Raw genomic sequence first — 22,423 nt, forward strand, 5'->3', positions numbered from 1 at the left:
AATGGTCCATCCGCGCGGGCGGGCTTCAGTTCCACTGCGCGGAGGCCGCCGCCGTATCGGCGATGCGCACGCCCCGGATGCCCAGCTTCTCGCGTGCCTCGCCGGGCGTCAGCGCGAAAATATCCTCGTAGCGCATCAGGAACAGCGGGTCGGACTGGCGCCCCACCGCCGCGCCCCTTTCCATCGCATCCAGCGTCGCCAGCCAGGTCCGCGGATAATGGAGCACGGCGCGGGTCAGGATGCGTGTCGATCCCAGGATCGAGAAAGCGGAAAGCTCGCCCGCCAGCTCCGCATCCAGGTGAACGAACAGATTGGCCAGCCGCATGTAATAAGGCACCAGCTCGCCGATGAAATCGAAGCCGCCGCCGCCCAATATATGTTCCAGATCATGCGTCTGGCCGGCGCGAAGCTGGAAATATTCATAATCGTTGCGGGGCGTGAAACGCGGCACGATATCGACCTGCAGATCATTGCCGGCAAGCTGCGCGTGGAACAGCCCGCCCACGCTTTCAGGCGGATAATCCTTCAGGTCCTCCAGCTGGAAGGTGGAGACGAAGCCTTCCTCGAACCATGCGTCCAGCGCGGGATTGCACTTGCGCTCCGCCGCGAACAGCGCGTTGATATGATCGATGTCCTGCACCTCGCGCAGGATCTGCACGAGCTGGATCGAATCCGAAGGCGTCGGCACGTCCGCGCCGTTGCGGCGGAGCATGTGGGTCGCCACCCAATCGCGCACGCGCGCGTCGTTCAGGTAGCGGGACGAGCTTATGAGCACGCTGCTTTCGGTCGCGACCGGCTTTATGCCCTTCATCAGGTAGGAATAATCCATTTCAGGCTCCTTTCCGGCCGGCGGGCGCGAGCGCCTCGGCCAATGCCGCCGGCACGGCGACGGGGAAACGCAACAGCATCTGGGCCATGCCCTTGGCGGCGGGATCCAGCCGGGTGCTGGCATTGATGCCGCCGGTAAGCGCGTCGTGGACCACGAAGTTCAGGGCGTGGAAGCCGGGCACCTCATGGCGGTCCACCCGCGGCGGCACGCCGTTCCGTCCGAAATGGCGATACCATCGGGCCACCGCCTCCGCCGTCAGCGCCGCGCGCAGGAAGGGGAGATAATCCGCCCGCCGCGCGATCACCGCGACGTTGAACAGATGCCCCTTGTCGCCGCTGCGCGCCCAGGCGAGCTGCATCAGATCGACCGTCCCGGCCGGCCCCGCGAACGCACCGTCATCCGCGAAGGGCGGCGGGGCCGGCGCGGGAACATCCCCGCCTTGGGGCGGGAGCCACGGTGGCGCCGCCTGCGTTACGCCGCCGATCGTCACGCGCGGGGCGGCCACGGCTGCCTTGTCCAGCAGGAAGAGGAATATGCCGGTCATCGGCAGCACCTGCGTGCCGAGGTTGATCGACGTGCCAGGCGCCATGCCGGAAATGCCGGCCCATTGCTCGCGCGCGAAGATGTCCGCGCCCGCCTTTTCGGGGTGATCGGCCACCAGCTTGCAGATAATCTCCCGCGCGGCGCCCGGCCGGGCATGGTCGCCATAGCTCGCCTCCGCGCCGATCATCACCGTATCCGTCGCGGTGAAATCGGGGAGGTTGCGGGCGCGGAGCAGGGCCCTCGCCCGCGCGAACAGCGCCTCGGCCTGCCGGGGCGCCTTCTCCGCCGCATCCTCGCCCAGGATGGGCTGGTAGGCGGTGGCGCGCCAGCCGGCGTCGAAGGTGACGCACACCTTATATTGCGCGGTGGGCGGATTGCCGCGCGCGCCGCTCACCCGCACCCGATCGGGGCCGATCTGCTCCAGCGCCACGCCGCTGAAGTCGCAGCGGACGTCGGCGACGATATAGTCCGCCGGATCGCCGACCTCGTAGAGCAATTGCTCCGCCACCGTGCCGATCGAAACCAGCCCGCCCGTTCCGTCCGGCTTGGTCAGCACGAAGCTGCCGTCGGCGCGGCATTCGGCGATCGGAAAGCCGATATTCGCCCAGTCGGGCACGTCCCGCCAATCGGTGAAGGTGCCGCCCGTCACCTGCGCGCCGCATTCCAGCAGGTGCCCGGCCAGCGTGCCGGCGGCGAGCAGATCATATTGCTGCTCGGTCCAGCCATATTCATGGATCAGCGGGCCGAGCGCGAGGGCGCTGTCCACCACCCGGCCGGTGACGACGATATCCGCGCCCCGCGCCAGCGCCTCGGCGATCGGGAAGGCGCCGAAATAGGCGTTGGCGCTGATCACATTGTCCGGGAATGGGTCCCCGGTGAACATGTCGCGATGGCCGGCGGCGCGTAATTGCGGGATGTCGGGCCGCAGATCATCGCCATCCACATAGGCCACCGTCAGGCTCAGCCCCAGTTCTGCGATCATCGCCTCCAGCGCGCGGGCGAGACCAGCCGGGTTCACGCCGCCGGCATTGGCGACCACCTTCAGGCCGCGCGCGGCGATGTCCCGCAGGTAAGGGCCGATATGAACGGTCAGGAAGTCGCCGCCGAAACCGGCCTCGGGATCGGCCGCCTGCATGCGGCCGAATATCCCCATCGAACCTTCGGCCAGATAATCGAGGATCATATAATCGAGGTCGGGCGCCGCCAGCAGCTGCGGCACAGACAGAGCGGTATCGGAAAAGGACGCGGTGGCCCCGCCGATCCGGACGATCTTCTGCTCGCGGCCCGCCATCATCCTCTCCTCCCATTTTTGGGCGAGGCTAGAGCTTTGGCTGGCGGATGATTGTTACGATGGTTACAATCCTGCCATGAAATCCGACGAACGCGCCTCTGCGCTGGCCCTGCTGCGCCGGACCGAATGGCTGGGCCGGCACCCGGCCGAGCTGGCCGCCGCGCTGCTCGATCATGGCCGGCTGGTGCGGTTGAACGCCGGCGAATGGGCGCAGGCCGAGGGCGATGAGCGGGACGGCCTGTTCGTCGTCCTCCACGGCTTGTTCCATTCCTATTGCCAGGCGCCCGGCGATCGCGAGGTGATGCTGGGCGCATCCGGCCCCGGCGCGGTGCTGGGCCATGCGACGCGTTTTAGCGGCGGGCCACGCCTCGTCACCGCGATCTGCGCGGAACCGGGCGTGGTGCTGGAAATCGGCGTGGAGGCGCTGGAACGGATCGGCGCCCGCCACCCGGAACTGTGGCGCGCCATCGCCGATTCCGCTTATGCCAATGTCCGCAACGCCTTGCAGATGGTGGCCGAGGTGATCGCGCTGCCGCCCCGCCCCCGTCTCGCCGCCCGGCTGCTGGCGGCGGCCGGCCTATCCGCCGACGGCACCGCGATCGTCCGCCTGAGCCAGGAACAGCTTGGGGAAACGGCCGGCCTTTCCCGCAAGACGACCAGCCAACACCTTGCGACGCTGGAGGCGCAGGGCCTGATCGATCGCGGCTACGGCCACATCATCCTGCGCGACCTTGCCGGCATCGAAAGGGTCGCCCGCGAAGGCGGATGACCGCGACCAGACCAGCTGCCACCCACCCTCCGGCTCGCGCTCCGGCCCAGGCGGGTGGACAAATCCGGATCACGGCCGCTGTTGGAGTTTTCGACCCAATTGCTGCCTGTCGGGATGTGCCGACAAAGGGGCCATTGAGAGTCAGATATCCGCCCTACAGCACAGCAACGATCAGCGCCTCAACATCATCACCGTAGTTCTCCCTCTTCCATTTGCGCTGAAAGGCCCAACCTTCCGCCATCTGTTCGATGTCAGAGCGCGCAATAGGAGGCGCGTTATGGACGACCACGGTAAACGGTGGCCGGACGCTGAGCATTTCGGGATGGTAGAAAACCGAATCCTCAAAGGCATCGAAGCCGGTGCCGTGCTCCGGGAGCACGCCCAAGGCTGCCCGCAAAGCGAACCAAAAATCGAGGCGTTCGGACCATCGAGAGCCATCGAGTTCGATCGTTTGCATAGTAGCAAGTTGCCCTTCCGGCGCCCGGCAGGTCAATGCGAAGCGGTCCGCGACAGCCGATCCCCGCTAAAAAAGCGGACGGTCAGCAATCCCCGACATTCCGGTCATTCAGCCCATCGCAGAACCGGCCCGAAACCCGGCAGCGATCACCATCGGAATTTGTCCACCCGGCCGGGGGCCTGGTCAGTCCACGCCCTGGCGCATGTTGCGATAGCGCCCCGGCGCTTCCCCGGTCATGCGGCGGAAGGCGAGCGAGAAGCTGGCCGGATTGGCGAAGCCCAGCATCGCGGCGATCTGCTTCAGCGGCTTGTCGCTGTCGATCAGCAGGCTTTTGGCGTGATCCAGCCGGACATCCTCGACGAAATTATGCACCGTCTTGCCGGTGCTCTGCTTGAAGGCGCGCATGAAATGCCCGCGGCTGAGGCCGGTCAGCGCCGCAAGGTCGCTCACCCGCACGCCGCCGGCGGGCCAGGCGCGGACATGATCCTCGATCGCGCGCAGCTGATGTGGCGCCAGCCCGCCGCGTATCGCGCTGCCGCGCATGGCGAGCCCTTCGAAATGGCGGACCAGTTCGACCGGCAGCATGCTGGTGAGCGCATCGACCAATATGTCGCTGCCGAAGCCCGGTTCCAGCGCCTCCTGCCCCAGGCGGCGCATCGCCTCGACGATGCGGTTCGACCGGATATCGCCGAAGCGGGACAGAGCATGATCGTCCCACCCCTGTTCGAACATGGCCAGCGCCTCGTTCGATCCCTTGGGGAAGGTGCATGTCACCATCGTCAGCGGACCGCCCGGCCCGCTGCCCCAGATGGGGTGGCCCGCCGGCACGTAGAGCAGGTTGCCCAGCGAGTAGCGGTTCGACGATTGGGGCCGGCCGAAATAGGATCGGGACGTGTGGCGGCGGCGCGCCGACATCAGCGTCAGCAGATGCTGCGACGGGCAGCGCACCTGTTCCGAAGGCACGTCGTAATTATAGGTCTGGACGCGCACCCGCGTGGAGCCGCAATGCAGCTCCGCCTCCACCACGTTCCGGCTCATCGGCACCTCTCCGCATGCCTCGTTCGATCAGGTTTTCTTGTGAACCTGGTGTCACTTTTATCATTCGGATGCCTGCCGGGGCAATCCGCACACCCCTCCTCGCACCGCTTTGCGTTATCGTCACGTCATTTCATGCCGCAAAATGGCAATGATGCGATTCTTTCATATCAAAGCGCCCCGGACCGGGGATTGAACCGCGAAACGCCACGGCTAACCTCGCCTTCCACCGCAGCGCGACGGACGACCGCAGCCCCATGCCTTCCCCCTCCTTCCCTTCCGCCGCCATCGCTTCCGGCCGGGCGCGTTGCGCGCCGCGCGGCGGATATGCGGGCCGGCAGCCATTGCCGCGCGGACCGCGCACGGCACGGGGCGAGGCGGCGCGCGAACGGATCAAGGAAGCGGCGCGCATCACCTTCAACCGCATGGGCTATCGCCGTGCCCGCGTTGTCGACATCACCACGGAGGCGCAGGTCGCATCCGGCCTTTTCTATCGCTATTTCCAGGACCTGCGCGAAATCGCGGCCGAGCTTTGCGGCGAGATGATCGCCCCCTTCCTGGCGATCGACGAGGCGATGGATGGCGATGCCGCCGATCGCCTGTTCGAAAAGCTGCGCATCCACCATGCCATCCAGACCGGCAATTATCTGCGCAATCCCGGTCTGATGCGCGCCTGGGTGCCCTTATCGGAAGACAGCCCCAAGAGCCTTGCCGCCGCGCACGCCGATTATCAGCGTTATCTGGAATATCTCGTCACCGATCGCTGGCCGGAGCCCGGCGCCCCGCCTTCCCCCGGCAGCGCCCGCGCGCTGATGCTGGGCTATGCCGCGCTGGGCGCGGGCGAGATGCCGATGGTCGCTTACGCCAATTGGCGCCTGCGATCGCTGCAGCCGCTGGAGCTTGCGGAGGATGCGCTGGCCGAATGGCTGGCGCTGATCGTCTACCGCATGTTCCGCGGCCGCGATCCCGCGCCGGGCAGCCTTCGCCATGCCGATGCGCTTGCCGCCCTTCCCTTTCTGTCCGGCCTTGCCGGGCATCCCAGCCCAGGAGTGAGATGAATGCCGTTTCCAACGGATGTCCGCGTTGTCGATCTGATGCTGAACGTGCCGGTCAGCGCCACGAACGAGGAATGGTACACCCAGTTCCTGCCGCTGCTGATGGACAAGGAAAGCCGGCAGGCCTTCAAGATGCCGGCCCAATATATGTTCAAGGGCATCCCCAATTTCGACGGCGTGGACGACCTGATCGGCCACACCTTCGCGGAGATGGACAAGCATAATATCGGCACCGCGATGATGGGCTTCTACGAAGGGTCCGATCATATCGCGGAGATCGAGCGCCGCTTCGGCGACCGGGTTCTGTGGGAACTGCCGGTCAATCCCAATGAGGGGATGGACGAGGTGCGCCGGATCAAGCGGCTGCACAAGGACCATGGCATCGCCGCCCTTTCCATCTTCCCCTGCGGCCTCAACCCGCAGGTGCCGATCAACGACAAGAAGATGTACCTGCTCTACGCCACCGCCGTGGAGCTGGACATTCCGGTGATGGTGAATGTGGGCGTGCCCGGCCCGCGCGTGCCGATGGCGCCGCAGAAGGTGGAGCTGGTGGACGAGGTCTGCTGGTTCTTCCCCGAGCTGAAATTCATCATGCGCCACGGCGCCGAGCCGTGGGACGAGCTGGCCGTCAAGCTGATGATAAAATATCCCAACCTCTATTATTCGACGAGCGCGTTCGCGCCACGTTATTATCCGAAGTCGATCGTGGATTTCGCCAACACGCGCGGTTCCAGCCAGGTCCTCTACGCCGGCTATTACCCGTCCGGCCTCAGCCTCGATCGCATCTTCGCGGAGCTGCCGCAGGTGCCCTTCAAGGACGAGGTGTGGCCCAAATTCCTGCGCGACAACGCCAAGCGGCTGTTCAAGATCAAGGACCCGGCATGAGTTTCGCCTTCACCGAGGAACAGGCGATGCTGCGGGAAATGGCGGCGCGCTTCGTGGAGGAGGTCGGCGGATCGCAGGCCGTGCGCGCGGCGGCCGCGAGCGAGCCGGGCCATGATCCGGCGGTGTGGCGGCAGATGGTGGAACTGGGCTGGAGCGGGATCATCGTGCCGGAAAGCGCGGGCGGCCTTGGCCTGGGCCAGATCGAGCTTTCGATCCTGGCCGCCGCCTGCGGCCGCGCGCTGCTGCCTTCTCCCTTGATCGCCACCATGTTGGCCGCCCGCGCGCTATCGATCGCCGGCGACGAGGAACAATGCGCGCGCTGGCTGCCGCCGATCACGCGCGGCGAGATCACCGCGACCGTCGCGCTCACCCATCCCGAAGGCCGCCACCTGCCGGGCGACGTGGGCGTGCGCCTGCGCCGCGAAGGGCAGGACTGCGTGCTGGACGGCGCGGCCGGCTTCGTGCTGGACGGCCATGTCGCCGATCTGCTGCTGGTCGCCGCCCGCGATGGCGAGGCCATCCGCTTCGTGGCGATCCCGGCCGCGACCGAGGGGCTTGCCGCCACGCGCCAGAATTCGATCGATATCGGCCGCGCCGTGGCGCGGATCGACCTGACCGCCGTTCGCGCAGGTCCGGAAGCGGTGCTGCCGGGCGATGCGTTCGAGGCGCTGCTGCTCCACGCCAACGCCACCCTTGCGGCCGAACAGATGGGGGCGGCCGCCGCCGCGCTCGACCGCACGGTCGATTATGCCAGGCAGCGCATCCAGTTCGGCCAGCCGATCGGCGCCTTCCAGGCGGTGAAGCATGCGCTGGCCGATCTCGCCCTGCTGGTCGAGGCGGCCGAATCCGCCGTCTGGTATGCGGCCGCCGTCGCCGATCAACGGCCGGAGGAACTGCCGATCGCCGCCGCCACCGCCAAGCTGATGGCCAGCGACGCCCTGTCGCGCTGCGCGGCGGACATGATCCATTATCATGGCGGCATCGGCTTCACCTGGGAGCATGACGCCCATCTTTACTTCCGCCGCGCCCGCGCCGCCGCCGGCCTGTTCGGCGACACGGATCGCCAGCTTGCGATCATCGCGGACGGGATGACCACCGATCGGGAGATGCTGCGTGCGGCTTGATTTCACCCCCGAGCAGGAAGCCTTCCGCAGCGAGGTGCGCGGCTGGCTGGACCGCGAGCTGGACGGCCCCTTCCGCCATGTGCGCGGCATGGAGGGGACGAGCGAGGGCATCGACAAGCGCTTCGCGTGGGAACGCCATCTCGGCCGGTCCGGCTGGAACCGGCTGGCCTGGCCGGAGGCCTTTGGCGGCCGCGCCGCCAGCCTGATGGAACAGGTGATCTTTCACGAGGAATATGCCCGCAGCGGCGCGCCCGGCCGGCTGAGCCATGTCGGGCTGGAACTGGTGGCGCCCACCATCATGGCCTACGGCAGCGACGGGCAGCGCGCCCGCTTCCTGGAGCCGACCGCGATGGTGGACATCGTGTGGGCGCAGCTTTTCTCCGAACCCAACGCCGGATCGGACCTCGCCAATGTCCAGACCCGCGCGCGGCTGGAGGATCGGCCGGGCGGCCCCGTCTGGGTGCTGGAAGGCCAGAAGATCTGGAGCTCCTTCGCCCAATATTCGCAATGGGGCATGGCGCTGGTGCGCACCGAGCCCGGCAGCAGCGGCGCCAAGGGGCTTTCCATGCTGCTGGTGCCGCTGGACGGCAAGGGCGTGGACATCCGCCCGATCCGCCAGATGACCGGCGGCAGCAGCTTCAACGAGGTGTTCCTGGACGGCGCCGAGACGGCGGCCGAAAACGTGCTGGGCACGCCCGGCGAAGGCTGGCGCGTGGCGATGGCGACGCTGACCTTCGAGCGCGGCGTCTCCACCCTCGGCCAGCAGATGAGCTTCCGCACCGAGCTGGACCGCGTGATCCGCGCGGCGCGGAGCAACGGGGCGATCGCCGATCCGGCCATCGCCAAGCGGCTGGCGCGGGCCGAGGCCGAATTGCGGGTGATGCGCTACACCGCGCTCCGCATGCTGGGCGATACCGGGCTCAGCCGGGCGGGGCTTACCTACAAGCTCTATTATACGAGCTGGCACCAGCGGCTGGGCGAATTGGCGATGGACGTGCTGGGGCCGGCGGGCGACATTGCCGAGCCGGGCGGCGATGCCTGGCGGCTGCAGAAGATGTATCTGGAATCGCGATCGGACTCGATCTGGGCCGGCACCAGCCAGATCCAGCGCAACATCATCGCCGAACGCGGCCTGGGCCTGCCGCGCGAGGCCAGACCGCCCCGGCAGGAACCCGCCAGACAGGAACCGGCCAGACAAGAGCCGGCGAAACAGGAGAGAGCATGACCGATCCGCTGATCCTCGCCCTGACCGCGCCCGGCGCGCCGCACGAGCTTGAGGAGATCGACGTGGGCGGCGTGGCGATGCGCGCCTTCCGCAACGGCCCGCGCACCTTGGCCGCACTCTATCGGGCGGCGGCCGCGTTCGGCGATCGGGACTGCATCGTCCATGAGGGAAGCCGGTTCAGCTACGACGCCTTCTTCGCCCATGCCGGTGCCTGGGCCGCGATGCTGGCCGACCGGCTGGGCGCGGTGCGCGGACGGCATATCGGCATCGCCATGGCCAACCGGCCGGAATGGATGGCCGCCTTCGCCGCGATCACCGCGCTGGGCGGGGTCGCCGTCCTCATCAACAGCCGGGGCACCGGACCGGACATGGCGGCGGCGGCGGCCGACGCCGATTGCACGCTGATCGTGGCGGATGGGCGGCGCGCGCAGGCCCTCGCGGGCGGCTGGCCCGCCGGCCGGCTGATCGATTGCGACGCGGATGCCCGGCCGGGGGAAGGCCACCGCCTCGATCCCGTCGCCGTCGATCCCGATGACGATGCCGTCATCATGTTCACCACCGGCACATCCGGCCTGCCCAAGGGCGCGCGGCTCAGCCACCGCGCGCTGACGCAGGGGATCGCCACCACCATGTTCTCCCGCGCCTTCGTCGGCGCCAAGGCGATGGCGGGGATGGACCCGGAAATCGTGAAGCTGCTGGCCGCCCGCCAGCCGGCGGTGCTCAACGCCTTCCCGCTCTTCCATATTTCCGGCTGCGGTTCCGATTTCCTGAACACCTTGCTGTCCGGCGGCAAGATCGTGATCCTCGGCAAATGGAGCGCCGATGCCGCGCTCGACCTGATCGAGCGGGAAAAGGTGACGGCGCTGTCGGGATCGCCGGCCATGCTGTGGGATATGGTGCGCGCCCATGACGGACAGCGCGACCTGTCCTCGCTGATGGGGCTGGGCATTGGCGGGCAGGCGCTGCCGCCGATGCTGTTCGCCGATATCCGCGCGATGTTCCCCCATGCCGGCTTCGGCTGCGGCTTCGGCCAGACGGAAACGGCGGGCACGGTCTGCGCCGCCTCCACCGCCGATCTGGTCGAGCGGCCGGGCACGTCGGGCCGGGTCGTCCCCGTCGCGGACGTGCGCATCCTCGACGATGACGGCCGCGAGCTTCCCGCCGGCGAGGCTGGGGAGATCGTGATCCGCGGCCCCATGGTGGCGCGCGGCTACTGGAACCGGGAGGACGAAAGCGCCCGCGTCTTCCGCGACGGCTGGGTCGCCACCGGCGACATCGGCTATCTTGACGCCGACAATTATCTCTATGTCGTCGATCGCAAGAAGGACATCATCATCTCGGGCGGCGAGAATATCGCCTGCTCGGAAGTGGAGTTCGCGGCGCTGGGCGAGGCCGGCGTCGGCGACGCCGCCGCCTTCGGCTTGCCCGATGAACGCATGGGTGAGCGTGTGGTGCTGGCGATATCGCCGATACCGGGCGGGAAAGTGGACGCCGCCCGGCTGACCGAGGCGCTCGCTACGAAGCTCGCCCCGCATAAGCTGCCCACCGAAATCCGCATCCTGCCCCACCTGCCCCGCAACCATATGGGCAAGCTCGACCGCCGGGCGCTGCGCGAGGCGGGTTGAGGCCGATGGCGGGGGATCGCGTTGGGCGAACGTTCGGCGGCCCGGCCTTCCATCCACTCCATTGAGAGAAGGAAAAACCCACAGGAAAACCAGCTCCAAAAAAAAGCCGGAGCAGGCCCCCTTCGCCTGCCCCGGCCCTGCCTCGCCTGGGCGAGCCCTTATTCCACGTAGAACTGGCTGTAGAACTGGCGCCAGCGCATGATCGGGCCATCGCCGTCGCAGATGATCGGCTGGGGCATGAAGCGCTTGTGCTGCCAGATCGGATAATCCTCGTTGAACTGCTTCACGATATCCCGGATCACCGCCTGCCCGGCCGCCTTGTGGCCATGGCTGGGAAGCGTGAAGTTGAAGCGGGCGTGGACGAGATCCTTCTCCACTGGGGTGACGCCGGCGATCAGCAGCGTTTCGGCGATGCCTTCGAAGCGCACCCAGCTCTGCCCCGGACCCATCACGGTGGAGGTGATCGATCCGTCGATCGGCCCGCGCGGCGTATCCATCTTGGCTTCCACCCGGCCGCGCATCATCGGCCCGTCGAACACGGTATCCATGTCGGGATAGCTGGCGGTGCCGTGGATATAGCGGAAATGGGCGGCATCGGCGCCGTTTTCGGCCATGTCCTGGATGTGGACGGGCACCGTCCATTCATAACGCTCGAACTCGCCCCATTCGGGGTTCGTGGCCTCGGGCACCTCCACCACATCCCATAGCGGATCGACATTTTCGGGGTGATACCAGGCCCAGATCAGCCGATTGCGCTCCACCACATGCCACGCCTTGACGCAGGGACGCTTCACCTGCGGCGGGATGACCTTGGCATAGGGGATTTCCACCACCGCGCCCGTTTCGTCATACTGCCAGGCGTGGAAGGGGCATTCCAGCCGGCTGCCCCGCACCTTGCCGCCATGGCCCATATGCGCGCCGAGGTGGCGGCAATAGGGATGGAGCGCGCGCGCCACGCCGTCCTCGCCCCGGAACAGCACGATCTCCTCACCGAAATAGCGCAGCGGCTTCACCTGGCCGGGCGCGAGATCGGCCGAATAATCGAGCATATACCAGCCAAAGGGGATCGGCAGCGTGATGCCGCGCTCTTCCGCGGTCAACGGGCGGGTCGTCATCAAAAGTCTCCTTCACACGCCGCGAGCATATCTGCCGGGCATGGCGGCGAAAGAGCTTTCACTTTTCAAAATGGCGCATTTGATGTCGCATTGGCGGCTCGGGCCCGGCCGGCCGCCGACCGGCCGGGCCCTCCGCCGCACGCCGACGGCCTATTTATGGTCGGTATAGTCCAGAGCCGGCGGCTGATCCCCGATCAGGGCCGTGTAGTGGAAATCCTTCCCCCGGCCCGCCTCGAACTCCGCCCTGGCGGCCGCGATCTCGTCCGGGCTGCGGAACAGCTCCGCGCCGGTTAGCGCCAGCGTCTTGGCGGCCAGCACCAGGCCCTTGTTGCCGATGCTGGTGCCGCTGGCCGAAACCGCCTGCCAGCTATGGGGCGAGGTTCCCTCCACCCAGGTGGCGGTGCTGATCTGCAGGGTCGGCGTCGCCCAGCTGACATCGCCGACATCGGTGGAGGCCGGCCCCTTCCGGCCTTCGACGAAGGGCTCCACGCTGTCCGGCCCGCCGCCGGCCCGGCCGCCCGGCGGCAGATTGGCCTTCAGCCGGGCGGCATAGGCCTGCTCCTCGGGCGAATAGGTGAAGCCGCCGAGATCGCGCAGATGGCGGTCGGCGATCCGGCCGAGCGTGTAGTTGGGCAAGGTGCTGTAGGTGCCGCCGATCAGCCGCACCGAAACCTTGGTGCCCGTGGCCAGCGCCGCCCCTTCGGCCGCCTTGGTCACGCGGCCCCAGATGTCCTTCACCACCTCCGGATCATAATGCCGGACATAATAGAAGCTCTCCGCCGATGCGGGCACGATATTGGGCTGATCGCCGCCATTGGTGATGGTGTAGTGGATCCGCGTTTCCTGCGGCACATGCTCCCGCAGATAATTGACCGCGACGTTCATGATTTCCACGCCGTCGAGCGCGGAGCGGCCCCGCTCGGGCGCGGCGGCGGCGTGGGACGGCAGCCCCTCGAAAAGGAACTTGCCGGAGATGACGGACAGCATCTGCGACTGCGATGCGCTGTTGCGATCGCCGGGATGCCAGGCCAGCGTCACGTCCACATCCTTGAAATAGCCGTCCCGCACCAGGAACACCTTGGCGAAGCCGCCTTCCTCGGCCGGCGTTCCATAGAGCCGCACGGTGCCGGGCGTGCCCGTCCTTTCCAACCATTTCTTGAGCGCGATCGCCGCGCCCACCGAGGCGGAACCCAGAAGATTATGGCCGCAGGCATGGCCCGCCCTTTGCCCTTCTATGGGATGGCGATCGGCATCGGCGGCCTGCGCGAGCCCGGGCAGCGCATCATATTCGGCCAGGAGCGCGATCACCGGCCCGCCCTTCCCCGCCGAGGCGATGAAGGCGGTGGGTATGCCGTCCACGCCCGTTTCCACCTGGAATCCCGCCTGCTTCAGCTCCTTCTGCAGGCGGGCCGCGCTTTTCTGCTCGTGAAAGCCGACCTCGGCATAATTCCAGATATCGGTCGCCAACGCCGACAGGGCCGGGCTCAGCCTGTCGATATCACCGGTGATCTGCGCGCTTTCCGCCTTTGCCAGCGGCGCGGCCACGGCCGGCGAGGCCGCCAGGGTTGCGATCAGCAGGCCGGCTGCCCCGCGAAGATGCCTGTTCATCAGAAATTCCCCGTCAGATTGATGCCGATCGTGCGCGGCGGCACGGTGGAGATAACCTCGACGCTGCCGCCCAGCACATTGCCCGCCGACGTCCGCGCCACCTTGTTCAGCAGGTTGTTGACGAACAGATAGGCGCCCCATTCCTGCGTCCTGATGCCAATGCGCCCGTTGACGAGCTGATAGTCGCCGCCCTCGCGATAGTTGAACGGCCGGGCCGGATTGGGCCGGAAATCCGAATAGAATTTGCCGACATGGTTGAAGTCCGCCCGCACCAGGCCGGTCAGCGCGCTCGAAAGATCCCACTCATACTGGCCGGCGAGGGTGAAGCTGCCTTCCGGGATATTGGGAATGCGGTCCCCCGCCCGGCCCGTCGTGGCGCTCGGCACCGTGCCGGGGGCGATCAGATCCTTGGTGAGCTTGGCGGACAGGAGGTTGGCATTGGCCGAGAAGCTGAGCCCCGGAACGGGGTTCAGCACCAGTTCCGCTTCCACGCCCTTGGCCCGCGCCGCGCCGGCATTGCCCAGATAGGCGAAGCTGCCGCTATCCAGCGTGACCTGCAGATTATCCCAATCGGTGCGATAGGCCGTGAGGTTGATGAGCAGCCTGCGATCGACCAGCGAAAGCTTGATGCCGCCTTCATAGGTCCAGAGCTTGTCCGGCAGATAGGGAAGCGCGGCGGCCAGCCCGAGCACCTGGTTCACGCCGCCGGGGCGATAGCCGGATGCCGCCTGGCCGTAGATCAGCACATTGTCGTTCAGCTTGTAGGCGACATTGATCTTGTAGAGCCAGCCATTGTTGTCGCTGGCGAATTCCGCATAGGGCGCGGCCGGCGTTCCCAGCAGCGGGAAGCCGATCGTCGTATCGCCGGAAACCAGCTTGTCATACTGGTAGTAACGCAGGCCGCCGGTCAGCGTCAGCCGATCGAACAGCGTATAGGCCAGCTCGCCGAACAGCGCCTTCTGCTTCAGCTTGTCGCCCACATGGCGCTGCAGCAGGACGGTGGGCGGATCCTTGTCCTCCCCGGTCGCGGGATCGACCTGATGGGCCTCGGAAAGCACCTTGGCCTTCCGGTCTTCGTAGAAGCCGCCGACCGTCCACTGGAAGGGGCCGCTGCCCGCCGACTGGAGCCGGATCTCGCTCGTCCAGTCCGTCACGTTCTGGGGCTGGTAATAGAGGCCGGCCGGATAGGACTGGCCGCCCAGCAGCTTCCACAGATAGCTGGGATCGCGCGTCATCAGCAGATCGCGATCCTGATAGGATGTCGTGGCGACGAGGGTCGCGAAACCCAGTTCCCCCCTGGCGGTGAGGCTGTAGAGCCGGTTCTGGTCGCGGAAAGGCAGCACCGCCAGATTGGGCGATTGCCATTTGCCGACCGAAGGCGACCATAGGCTCGGGCTGCCCTTGCTGTCCTGATAGAAAGCGGATGCGTCGATCGTTAGATCGTCGATCGGCTTGATCCTGAGCAGGATGCGCCCGCCGTCGCTATCCTCCTTGTTGACGCCCTTCAGGCCCAGCTTCGGATTGTCGATCCAGCCCGGATCGAACCGCCTGTATCCCACCACGCGCAGGCCGATGCGATCGGTGACGATCGGCACGTTGATCGCGGCGTTGAGCTGATAGCCCTCCCCGCCGTGCGAGGTGGTGGTGCCGCTGACGTCGAAGGAGGCGCCGAAGCTGTCGAGATCGGGCTTGTTGAAGATGACGCGCAACGCGCCGCCCATCGCGCCTGCGCCGTAAAGCGTGCCCTGCGGCCCGCGCAGCACCTCCACCCGTTCGACATCGAACAGCTTGATGTCGCTGGCGGCGCCACCGGCGTCGGTGGTCGTGCCCGGCGGGCCGGCGAGCGGCGCCTCGTCATAATAGATGCCGACCTGCGCGTCGCCCGCGCTCCGGATGCCGCGCAGCGCGACGCGCCGCTGGCCCGGCCCCGCATCGGTGATCACCAGCCCCGGCGTGGTGCGCTGGAGATCGTTGATATTGTCGATGTTCGCGGCACGCAGCGTCGCCCCGCCCAGCGCGGTGATGGCGGCGGGCGTTTCCTGCAGCGATGTTTCGCGCTTCAGCGCCGTCACGACGATCTCGTCGCCGGGCTCGACGGCCTCGGCGTGAAGCGCCGCTATCGGCACGAAGGCAGTCGTCAGGAACAGGCATGACGTAATCGGCTTGAATCGCATGGAATGATTGCTCCCCCGGGACCCGGCAATTTGTGAGAATCTGATCACGGGAATGCCCCCCGCGACGCACCGGCCCACGCATGTCGCGTGCCAAGCGGCCCGGAACCCCCGGAAACCCAAGCGGAAAGCGGATTCCCGATCCGCCGGAGCCGGGCGATCGAACCCGGCCTGGCGGTTTATGCGCAGCAACCGATGGGATTTGTGTGGATTTTTGCGCGCGGCATCGCGCCGACGGCCGGCAGCGCCGCGCGACCCGCTGTTGCTGGAAAACCAGCGCCGGCGGCCGGGCTGCGCAATTCCAGCCACCGGCAGGCAGCAGCCGTCCGCCGCAATCCCATGGAAATCATGGTCTTAGATGAATGGCACAGCGCTTGCTCAACCATCCCCGGCAAAGCCGCGCGAAGCGGGCAACATCAACGCATGGGGAACATCATTGTCGAACATATGGAATTCGCCGCGATCGCTCCGCACCATCGGCGCGAGCGCGTTCGCCCTGATCGCGGCCGGCCAGATATCCGCCGCCCACGCCGATGAGGTGCCGGCCGCCCCCGAAGCGGCGCCCGCCGCCGAGGCGGTGGATGCCGAAGCGGCGGGGACCATCCTGGTGACGGCGCAGCGGCGCGAGGAACGGCTGCAGGACGTGCCGGTCGCCGTCACCGCGCTGGACAAGGAATTGTTCGCGGTCGGCGGGCTCGGCCGTTCGGCCAACGAGGTGCTGAACCTCGTCCCCAACGCATCCGCCGGCACGCAGCAGCATGGCCGGCCGCGCTGGTGGATACGCGGCGTCGGCGCCGGTCAGCAGCAGCTCGACCTCGCCAATCCGGTCGGCTTCTATCTGGACGATGTCTATATCAGCAATTCCAGCGCCACCGGCCTGCCGCTGTTCGATCTGGAGCGCGTGGAGGTGCTGCGCGGGCCGCAGGGCACGCTGTGGGGCAAGAACACCACTGGCGGCGCGATCAACGTCATCTCCAAGCGCCCGTCCCTCAACGGGCAGGACGATAATTATGTGAAGCTGGAATATGGCAGCTTCGACGACAAGATCGCCGAAGCCGGCGTGGGCACGACGATCATCGACGACAAGCTGGCCGCGCGCGCATCCTTCCGCTTCGACGATCGCGACGGGCGTTTCGACAACCTCTTCACCGGCGAAAAATCCAGCTCGGTGAAGGATGTCGTGTTCCGGGGCCAGTTGCTGGCCAAGCCGACCGACACGCTCGAGGCGCTGCTCAGCGTGCATTATCGCGATTATGATACCGACGGCACCTATTGGACCACGGCGAGCTATGCCGCCAACGGCGTCGTCCGCAACGGCTATGCCCCGTCCACCGACATCAACGATGTCAGCGCCAACGCCCCCGAATGGAGCCGCAACAAGCAGATCGGCGGATCGCTGCACCTCGACTGGGAGATCGGCGACTTCGCCACGCTGACGTCGATCACCGGCTATGAACGGTTCAAGACACGGAGCGCCGGCGACAGCGATTACACCCCGCTCGAAATCTCACGCGGCTATTCGGATGCGCTGTCGAAGCAGTGGACGCAGGAATTGCGGCTGACATCGGCGCAGGACAGCCGCCTGACCTGGATCGTCGGCCTCTTCTATTTCAACGAGCATATCCGCTCGAATAGCTATTCGGCCACCCTGCCGCAGGGCGTCGTCCCCGCGCTGCCCGGCGCCACCGCCGCGGCTGCGTTCAGCGACACGGATTATCGCCACAAGGCGGAAAGCGGCGCGGTGTTCGGCAGCACCACCTATGAATTCACCGACAGCCTGAAGCTGACGCTGGGCGGGCGCTGGACGCGCGAGACCAAGACGCTCGATTTCGATCGCCTGTCCTCGCCCACCCCGCCGCCGGGGCAGCCCAGCACCGCATCGTGGAGCAATTATGCCCAATGGTGGAACAGCTATACCGGCACCTATGGCGGGCCGGGCACCTTCAGCGACAATCTGAAGCGGACCTGGGATGCCTTCACCTATGACATCACGCCGTCGTGGAACATCGACCGCAACAATCTGGTCTATGCGAAATTCTCGCACGGCGTGAAATCGGGCGGCTTCAACACCGCCGCGACCCTGCCGATCGCGCTGACCGACGTGGCCCCGGAAAAGCTCAACGCCTTCGAGATCGGCTACAAATCGAGCTGGTTCGACAATCTGCTGACCTTCAACGCCACCGCCTTCCATTATGATTACAAGGATGTGCAGGTGAACGTGGTCGGGCCGAACCCCGGCGCGGTCGGCGGCGCGACCGTCTCCTACCTCCAGAATGCGGAGAAGGCGAAGGTCAACGGCGCCGAGTTCGAGCTGACGGTGAACCCGATCGACGGGCTGAAGCTCAACGCCGCGCTCGGCCTGCTCGATACCGAATATAAGAAGTTCCAGGTGCTGAACGGCGGCGCCAACCTGGCCGGCGCGCGTTTCGTCCGATCGCCCAAGGTGACGCTGAACGCGGGCGCATCCTACAGCTTCGCGCTGGCCGATCTCGGCCGGATCGAGCTGGCGGCGGACGCGCGCTACCAGTCGCGCCAATTCTATTATGTGACGCCGCAGGACACGGTGAACCGCTATTATCTGACGCAGAAGCCCTACACGCTCACCAATCTGCGCATCACCTATACGACGAACGACGAGGCGGTGAGCATATCGGGCTTCATCAACAACCTGTTCGACGTGCGCTACCTGAACCACTCGCTGCCGGGCGCCAATCCGGCGCTGGGCGTGACCGGCGACACGGTGGCCTGGGCCGATCCGCTGACGGCGGGCGGTTCGGTGATCTTCCGCTTCTGACGATCGGGGGCCGGGTGCGGATCCGTCCCGACCACCGACAAAGGGGGGCCGGATATCTTCCGGCCCCCTTGCCTGCGGATGCTCCCCTCATATCAGGGTGCCGATATGCTGACGCATCACGCCCTGAAAATTCCCAGGTGCGGCACGAGCTTAAACCGCGTTGACAAATTCCGATGATGAACGGCCATCAGGTTCCGGGAGACACCGGCGATCTCCGCAAGGCGGTTATTGTCGGGGGATCGGACGTCAGCGCTTTTTCCTCCCCTCCCTGGAAGGGAGGGGAGGAAAGCTGGCATTATTCGGCAGCAGCCTGCAGGGCCGAAACCTGGCGGCCGAGCAGCGGCAGCACCTCCTCGCCCACCCGATAGGCTTCCTCCAGATGCGGCGTGCCCGCGAGGATGAAGGCATCGGCGCCGCGCGCGATCAGATCGTCCAGCTGGGCGGCGCACTGTTCGTAGCTGCCGACGATGCCGAGCGCCGGGCCGCCGCGCAGCAGGTTGAAACCGCCCCACAGGTTGGGCGCGACGATCAGCTCATCATAGCGGCGCGCATCGCTGGGCCGGAGCGCCGCCTGCCGCGCCGCCCCCACCGAATCCGTCGCCTGCCCGCGCCAGCGCTGGCGGGTCTCCTCGCCCACATTCTCGAAGCCGGCACGGATGTCGGCCCATGCCTCCTCCTCGGTCGGCCGGGCGACCAGATCGACGCGCACCGCGCATTTCTGCTCGCCCCCCAGCGCGGCCGTCCGTTCCTTCACCCGCGCGAACTTGTCGCCGAGCTGGTCGAACGGCTCCAGCCACGAAAGATAATAATCCGCATGGCGCGCGGCCGTCTGGAGCGCCGCGTCGGACGAGCCGGAGAACCAGATCTCGGGAAATTCCTCGCGCCGGAACAGGGCCGGCAGGCCCCCCTTGCGGAGCTGGTAGAAACGGCCGTCATAGGAGAAGTCCGAGGACTCCCACACGCCCCGGAAGATATCGAGAAACTCGCTGGTGCGGCCGTAGCGGTCATCATGCGCGAAGCTGTCGCCCCACCAGAGCTGGGCGGGGCCGCCGCCGCCGGTGATGATGTTGAACAGCAGCCGCCCGCCGGTCGCGCGCTGCAGGCTGGCGGCCATGCGCGCGATGTGGACCGGATTGCCGAAGCCGGGCTGGAAGGCGATCATGAAGCGAAAGCTGCTCGTCTCCCGCGCCAGCAGGGAGGAGATCACCCACGGATCGTCCGTGTTCGGGAAGGACGGGATCAGCCCGCCCTGGAAGCCCACGCTTTCCGCCGCCCGCGCGATCGCGCCGAGATGGTCGATATAGGTGAAGCCGTCCACGGCACCGTCGCGATCTAGCCCCGGCGCGATATTGCCGGGCTGCAACGGGGACCAGTCGCCCCGTTCATAGCCGCTGGTGCGCAGGCTGTTGTGGCAGCCATGGGTGGGAAGCCGCCAGTAGAAGTCGATGGACATGGATGTCTCCCCTCAAGCCGCCTGGCGCGCGGAGCCGGCGCGGGCGCGCAGGCGCGGCAGGACGTGCTGGCCGATGCGATAGGCTTCCTCGAGCGTGGGCGCGGCCTCCAGCACCAATTCGCTCACGCCCGCCGCGACGGCGTTGGCGAGCAGCTCCGCCGCCCCGTCATAGCTGGCGACCAGCGTGCCGGCGGCGAGCGGGACCGACCGCGCGGCCCGCTCGGCGCTCTCCCGGTCCTCTCGCGCGACGAGCGGCTGGATGAGGCCGGCGGCCACGCGCCGCCCCTCCGCCTCCGCAAGCCCGTTCAGCCGGGCGATGCGTTCGGCCAGCACATCCGCCGGCGCCGGCCGGAACAGGTGGACATCGGCATGGCGGGCCGACTGGGCCAGCGCCTCATCCTCCTCGCCCTGCAGGAAGATGCGCGGGAAGGGATGCTGGTTGAGCGGCGCTTCGAACCCGCCGTTCAGCACCTCGAAATGGCGGCCCTGGAAGGTGAAGGGCCGTTCCCCATGGACGCCGCGCGCGACGGTGAGGAACTCGTCGGCCCGCAGCCCCAGATCCTCCTCGTCGATGAAATCGGCGGCGGCCTCCCGCTCGTCGCGATCGGCATCCGGCGCCAGCGCCCAGCCCAGCCGGCCATGGGTGCCGCGCTGGAAGGTCGCGGCCTGCTTGGCGGCATAGACGGCCGATCCCACCGAGGCGGGAAATTCGGGCACGACAACAAGGCGCGGCACGGCGCGGGCGACGACCGCGGCGATGATGCGGCTTTCGTCCGCCTCGATGTGGTGGCGGATCAACAGGCCGTCAAAGGCCGTCTGCGCCACGGCGTCCGCCACCTGCAGATAATAATCGAAGCGGTTCTGGCTGGGCGCCCGGCAATCGCGGACCAGGGCCGGCAAGGGTGGCCGGGCGGCCGGCTCCAGCCGCTGCGGCTCGGCGGCGGGATCGAGCCGCCAGTGGATGTTCAGGGTCATGCGGCGTCCTTTTCCTGTGCGAAGGCCGGCGTTTCGAGCGAGCCTGCGAAAACCGTATCGATCAGCGGGCGGCGGCCATTGGGGGCTTCGGCGGCGTGGAATTCCGGGTCCAGCCCGTCGAGATCGCCCCGGCGGCCGAGCGCCACCATCGCCTCGATCGCGAAGTCCTCCGGCACTTGGAGCCGTTCGCGCGCCGCTTTCCGATCGAACCCGCCGATGCCGTGCGTATGCCAGCCCAGCAGCAGCGCCTGATGGGCGAAATTGGCCCAGGCCGCGCCGGCATCGAAGCTGTGCGAAACATTCTCCACTATCTCGCCGCGGCGATCGAGCCGGCGGGCCGAGAGGATCAGGACCAAGGCGGAAGCGCGCCCGGCCCACAGGCGATTGCGCGGCATCAGCAGGTCCAGATAGCTTTCCCACCAGCCGTCGCCCGGCCGCGCCACCAGAAAGCGCCAGGGCTGGGCGTTCATCGCCGAAGGCGCCCAGCGGGCGGCCTCGAACGCGCTCTTCAGGACGGCATCGGGCACCGGCTCGCCGGTGAAGCTGCGGGGCGACCAGCGATCCACGAACAGGGGATCGACCGGATGATCGGCGGCCCGGCCCATCAGCGCGCCTCCCGGCTGGGCAGATGGACCAGATTGCCGGCATCCCCATCCGCATCGGCGCCGGAGGTCAGCTCGGCAAGGATCTCGTCCTTGAGGCGGTGGAGCAGGGGCGATCGGCGATCGCGCGGGTGCGGCAGGTCCACCTCGACGATGCGGCGGATGCGGCCGGGATTGGGCGACATCACGATCACCCGGTCGCCCAGATAGAGCGCCTCCTCCACATCGTGCGTCACCATCACCATCGTCGAACGCTGCGCCATCCAGATGCGCTGAAGCTCGCTTTGCACATGCACGCGGGTCAGCGCGTCGAGCGCACCCAGCGGCTCGTCCAGCAGCAGCAGGCGCGGCTCCGTCACCAGCGCGCGGGCGATCGCGGCGCGCTGCGCCATGCCGCCCGATAGCTGGTGGGGATAGGCCTTCTCGAAACCCTTGAGGTTCACCAGCGCGATATGATCGGCCACGATCTGCGCGCGCCGCGCCCTGGGCGTATCGGTGTTGAGCAGCGCCAGCTCGATATTCTGTTCCAGCGTCATCCACGGGAACAGGCGATGATCCTGAAATACGATGCCGCGATCCAGGCTGGTGGTGGCGATGCGTTCGCCGTCCAGCCGCAGCTCGCCGCTATATTCGGTGTCGAGCCCGACGATCAGGCGCAGCAGGGTCGATTTGCCGCAGCCCGACGCGCCGACGATGCTGACGAACTCGCCCGGACGGACGGTGAGGTTGATATTGTCTAGGATCCTGCGCGGCTGGCCGTTGATCGTGAAGCTCTTGTTGAGATCGCTGACGATCAGCTCACCCCGGCCTGTCTTGGCGGACAGCCGGTCTTCACGGGCGTGGGGATAGGGGGTCATGCCGGATTTT

Annotated in this window: 19 protein-coding genes; 8 read left to right on the forward strand and 11 right to left on the reverse strand. The window is 67.1% G+C overall.

Translation table 11 applies throughout. The features are described 5' to 3' along the window. Positions 1 to 25: 25 nt before the first annotated feature. Both CV103_RS03140 and CV103_RS03145 read right to left on the reverse strand, forming a co-directional pair. Positions 26 to 829, reverse strand: coding sequence for a Coq4 family protein (locus tag CV103_RS03140; protein ID WP_107393955.1), 804 nt, complete (start codon positions 827 to 829; stop codon positions 26 to 28). Between the two features lies 1 nt (position 830). Next, entirely contained in the window at positions 831 to 2,663 is a 1,833-nt protein-coding gene (locus CV103_RS03145; protein WP_245896631.1) for an acyclic terpene utilization AtuA family protein, read from the reverse strand. Positions 2,664 to 2,739: 76 nt separating this feature from the next. Between CV103_RS03145 and CV103_RS03150 the strand changes: the two genes are divergently transcribed. Next, on the forward strand, positions 2,740 to 3,432 hold the full coding sequence (locus tag CV103_RS03150) for a Crp/Fnr family transcriptional regulator (RefSeq protein ID WP_107393957.1): 693 nt from the start codon (positions 2,740 to 2,742) through the stop codon (positions 3,430 to 3,432). 154 nt (positions 3,433 to 3,586) lie between these two features. Here CV103_RS03150 and CV103_RS03155 read toward each other — a convergent pair whose 3' ends face one another. Further along, positions 3,587 to 3,889, reverse strand: coding sequence for a hypothetical protein (locus tag CV103_RS03155; protein ID WP_015459858.1), 303 nt, complete (start codon positions 3,887 to 3,889; stop codon positions 3,587 to 3,589). A gap of 183 nt (positions 3,890 to 4,072) precedes the next feature. Further along, positions 4,073 to 4,927 (reverse strand): helix-turn-helix domain-containing protein, encoded by an 855-nt coding sequence (locus tag CV103_RS03160; protein WP_015459857.1) that lies wholly within the window; start codon positions 4,925 to 4,927, stop codon positions 4,073 to 4,075. A 341-nt stretch (positions 4,928 to 5,268) separates the two neighbouring features. Between CV103_RS03160 and CV103_RS03165 the strand changes: the two genes are divergently transcribed. From CV103_RS03165 to CV103_RS03185, 5 genes are read left to right on the forward strand one after another with little or no spacing between them, the layout of a single operon-like run. Then, complete coding sequence (locus CV103_RS03165) at positions 5,269 to 5,982, forward strand: TetR/AcrR family transcriptional regulator (protein WP_245896632.1); 714 nt, start codon at positions 5,269 to 5,271, stop codon at positions 5,980 to 5,982. Next, the gene (locus tag CV103_RS03170; RefSeq protein WP_107393959.1) at positions 5,983 to 6,864 is read left to right on the forward strand and encodes an amidohydrolase family protein; all 882 of its coding nucleotides are present in this window, start codon (positions 5,983 to 5,985) and stop codon (positions 6,862 to 6,864) included. After that, positions 6,861 to 7,988 (forward strand): acyl-CoA dehydrogenase family protein, encoded by a 1,128-nt coding sequence (locus CV103_RS03175; RefSeq protein WP_107393960.1) that lies wholly within the window; start codon positions 6,861 to 6,863, stop codon positions 7,986 to 7,988. The genes CV103_RS03170 and CV103_RS03175 overlap by 4 nt, the downstream gene beginning before the upstream one ends. Then, positions 7,978 to 9,213, forward strand: coding sequence for an acyl-CoA dehydrogenase family protein (locus CV103_RS03180; protein WP_107393961.1), 1,236 nt, complete (start codon positions 7,978 to 7,980; stop codon positions 9,211 to 9,213). Before CV103_RS03175 ends, CV103_RS03180 begins: the two co-directional genes overlap by 11 nt. Then, positions 9,210 to 10,838 carry a class I adenylate-forming enzyme family protein gene (locus CV103_RS03185; RefSeq protein ID WP_107393962.1) on the forward strand — a complete coding sequence of 543 codons (1,629 nt, stop codon included), beginning with the start codon at positions 9,210 to 9,212 and terminating at the stop codon, positions 10,836 to 10,838. The genes CV103_RS03180 and CV103_RS03185 overlap by 4 nt, the downstream gene beginning before the upstream one ends. Before the next feature lie 158 nt (positions 10,839 to 10,996). Here CV103_RS03185 and CV103_RS03190 read toward each other — a convergent pair whose 3' ends face one another. The 3 genes from CV103_RS03190 to CV103_RS03200 all read right to left on the reverse strand — a co-directional run bounded on the left by CV103_RS03190 (position 10,997) and on the right by CV103_RS03200 (position 15,735). Further along, positions 10,997 to 11,953, reverse strand: a complete 957-nt coding sequence (locus CV103_RS03190; protein WP_015459851.1) for a Rieske 2Fe-2S domain-containing protein — start codon at positions 11,951 to 11,953, stop codon at positions 10,997 to 10,999. 150 nt (positions 11,954 to 12,103) lie between these two features. Next, positions 12,104 to 13,561, reverse strand: a complete 1,458-nt coding sequence (locus tag CV103_RS03195) for an amidohydrolase (RefSeq protein WP_107393963.1) — start codon at positions 13,559 to 13,561, stop codon at positions 12,104 to 12,106. Next, on the reverse strand, positions 13,561 to 15,735 hold the full coding sequence (locus CV103_RS03200; RefSeq protein WP_107393964.1) for a TonB-dependent receptor: 2,175 nt from the start codon (positions 15,733 to 15,735) through the stop codon (positions 13,561 to 13,563). The genes CV103_RS03195 and CV103_RS03200 overlap by 1 nt, the downstream gene beginning before the upstream one ends. A gap of 87 nt (positions 15,736 to 15,822) precedes the next feature. Here CV103_RS03200 and CV103_RS22040 point away from each other — a divergent pair, with 87 nt between their 5' ends. Beyond that, positions 15,823 to 16,269 carry a hypothetical protein gene (locus CV103_RS22040; RefSeq protein ID WP_146163372.1) on the forward strand — a complete coding sequence of 149 codons (447 nt, stop codon included), beginning with the start codon at positions 15,823 to 15,825 and terminating at the stop codon, positions 16,267 to 16,269. Beyond that, positions 16,169 to 18,526 carry a TonB-dependent receptor gene (locus CV103_RS03205; RefSeq protein WP_084652970.1) on the forward strand — a complete coding sequence of 786 codons (2,358 nt, stop codon included), beginning with the start codon at positions 16,169 to 16,171 and terminating at the stop codon, positions 18,524 to 18,526. The genes CV103_RS22040 and CV103_RS03205 overlap by 101 nt, the downstream gene beginning before the upstream one ends. Before the next feature lie 295 nt (positions 18,527 to 18,821). On the opposite strand, the gene CV103_RS03210 is transcribed toward CV103_RS03205, so the two are convergent. Genes CV103_RS03210 through CV103_RS03225 form a run of 4 tightly spaced genes read right to left on the reverse strand, consistent with a single transcriptional unit; the run spans position 18,822 to position 22,413 of the window. Then, the gene (locus tag CV103_RS03210; protein ID WP_107393965.1) at positions 18,822 to 19,979 is read right to left on the reverse strand and encodes an LLM class flavin-dependent oxidoreductase; all 1,158 of its coding nucleotides are present in this window, start codon (positions 19,977 to 19,979) and stop codon (positions 18,822 to 18,824) included. Positions 19,980 to 19,991: 12 nt separating this feature from the next. Next, positions 19,992 to 20,954 (reverse strand): LLM class oxidoreductase, encoded by a 963-nt coding sequence (locus CV103_RS03215; protein WP_107393966.1) that lies wholly within the window; start codon positions 20,952 to 20,954, stop codon positions 19,992 to 19,994. Continuing rightward, positions 20,951 to 21,559 (reverse strand): nitroreductase family protein, encoded by a 609-nt coding sequence (locus CV103_RS03220; RefSeq protein ID WP_107393967.1) that lies wholly within the window; start codon positions 21,557 to 21,559, stop codon positions 20,951 to 20,953. The genes CV103_RS03215 and CV103_RS03220 overlap by 4 nt, the downstream gene beginning before the upstream one ends. Then, entirely contained in the window at positions 21,559 to 22,413 is an 855-nt protein-coding gene (locus tag CV103_RS03225) for an ABC transporter ATP-binding protein (RefSeq protein WP_015459844.1), read from the reverse strand. Before CV103_RS03225 ends, CV103_RS03220 begins: the two co-directional genes overlap by 1 nt. Positions 22,414 to 22,423 lie beyond the last annotated feature (10 nt).

The sequence above is a fragment of the Edaphosphingomonas fennica genome, assembly GCF_003034225.1.
Taxonomy (GTDB): Bacteria; Pseudomonadota; Alphaproteobacteria; order Sphingomonadales; family Sphingomonadaceae; genus Sphingomonas_E; species Sphingomonas_E fennica.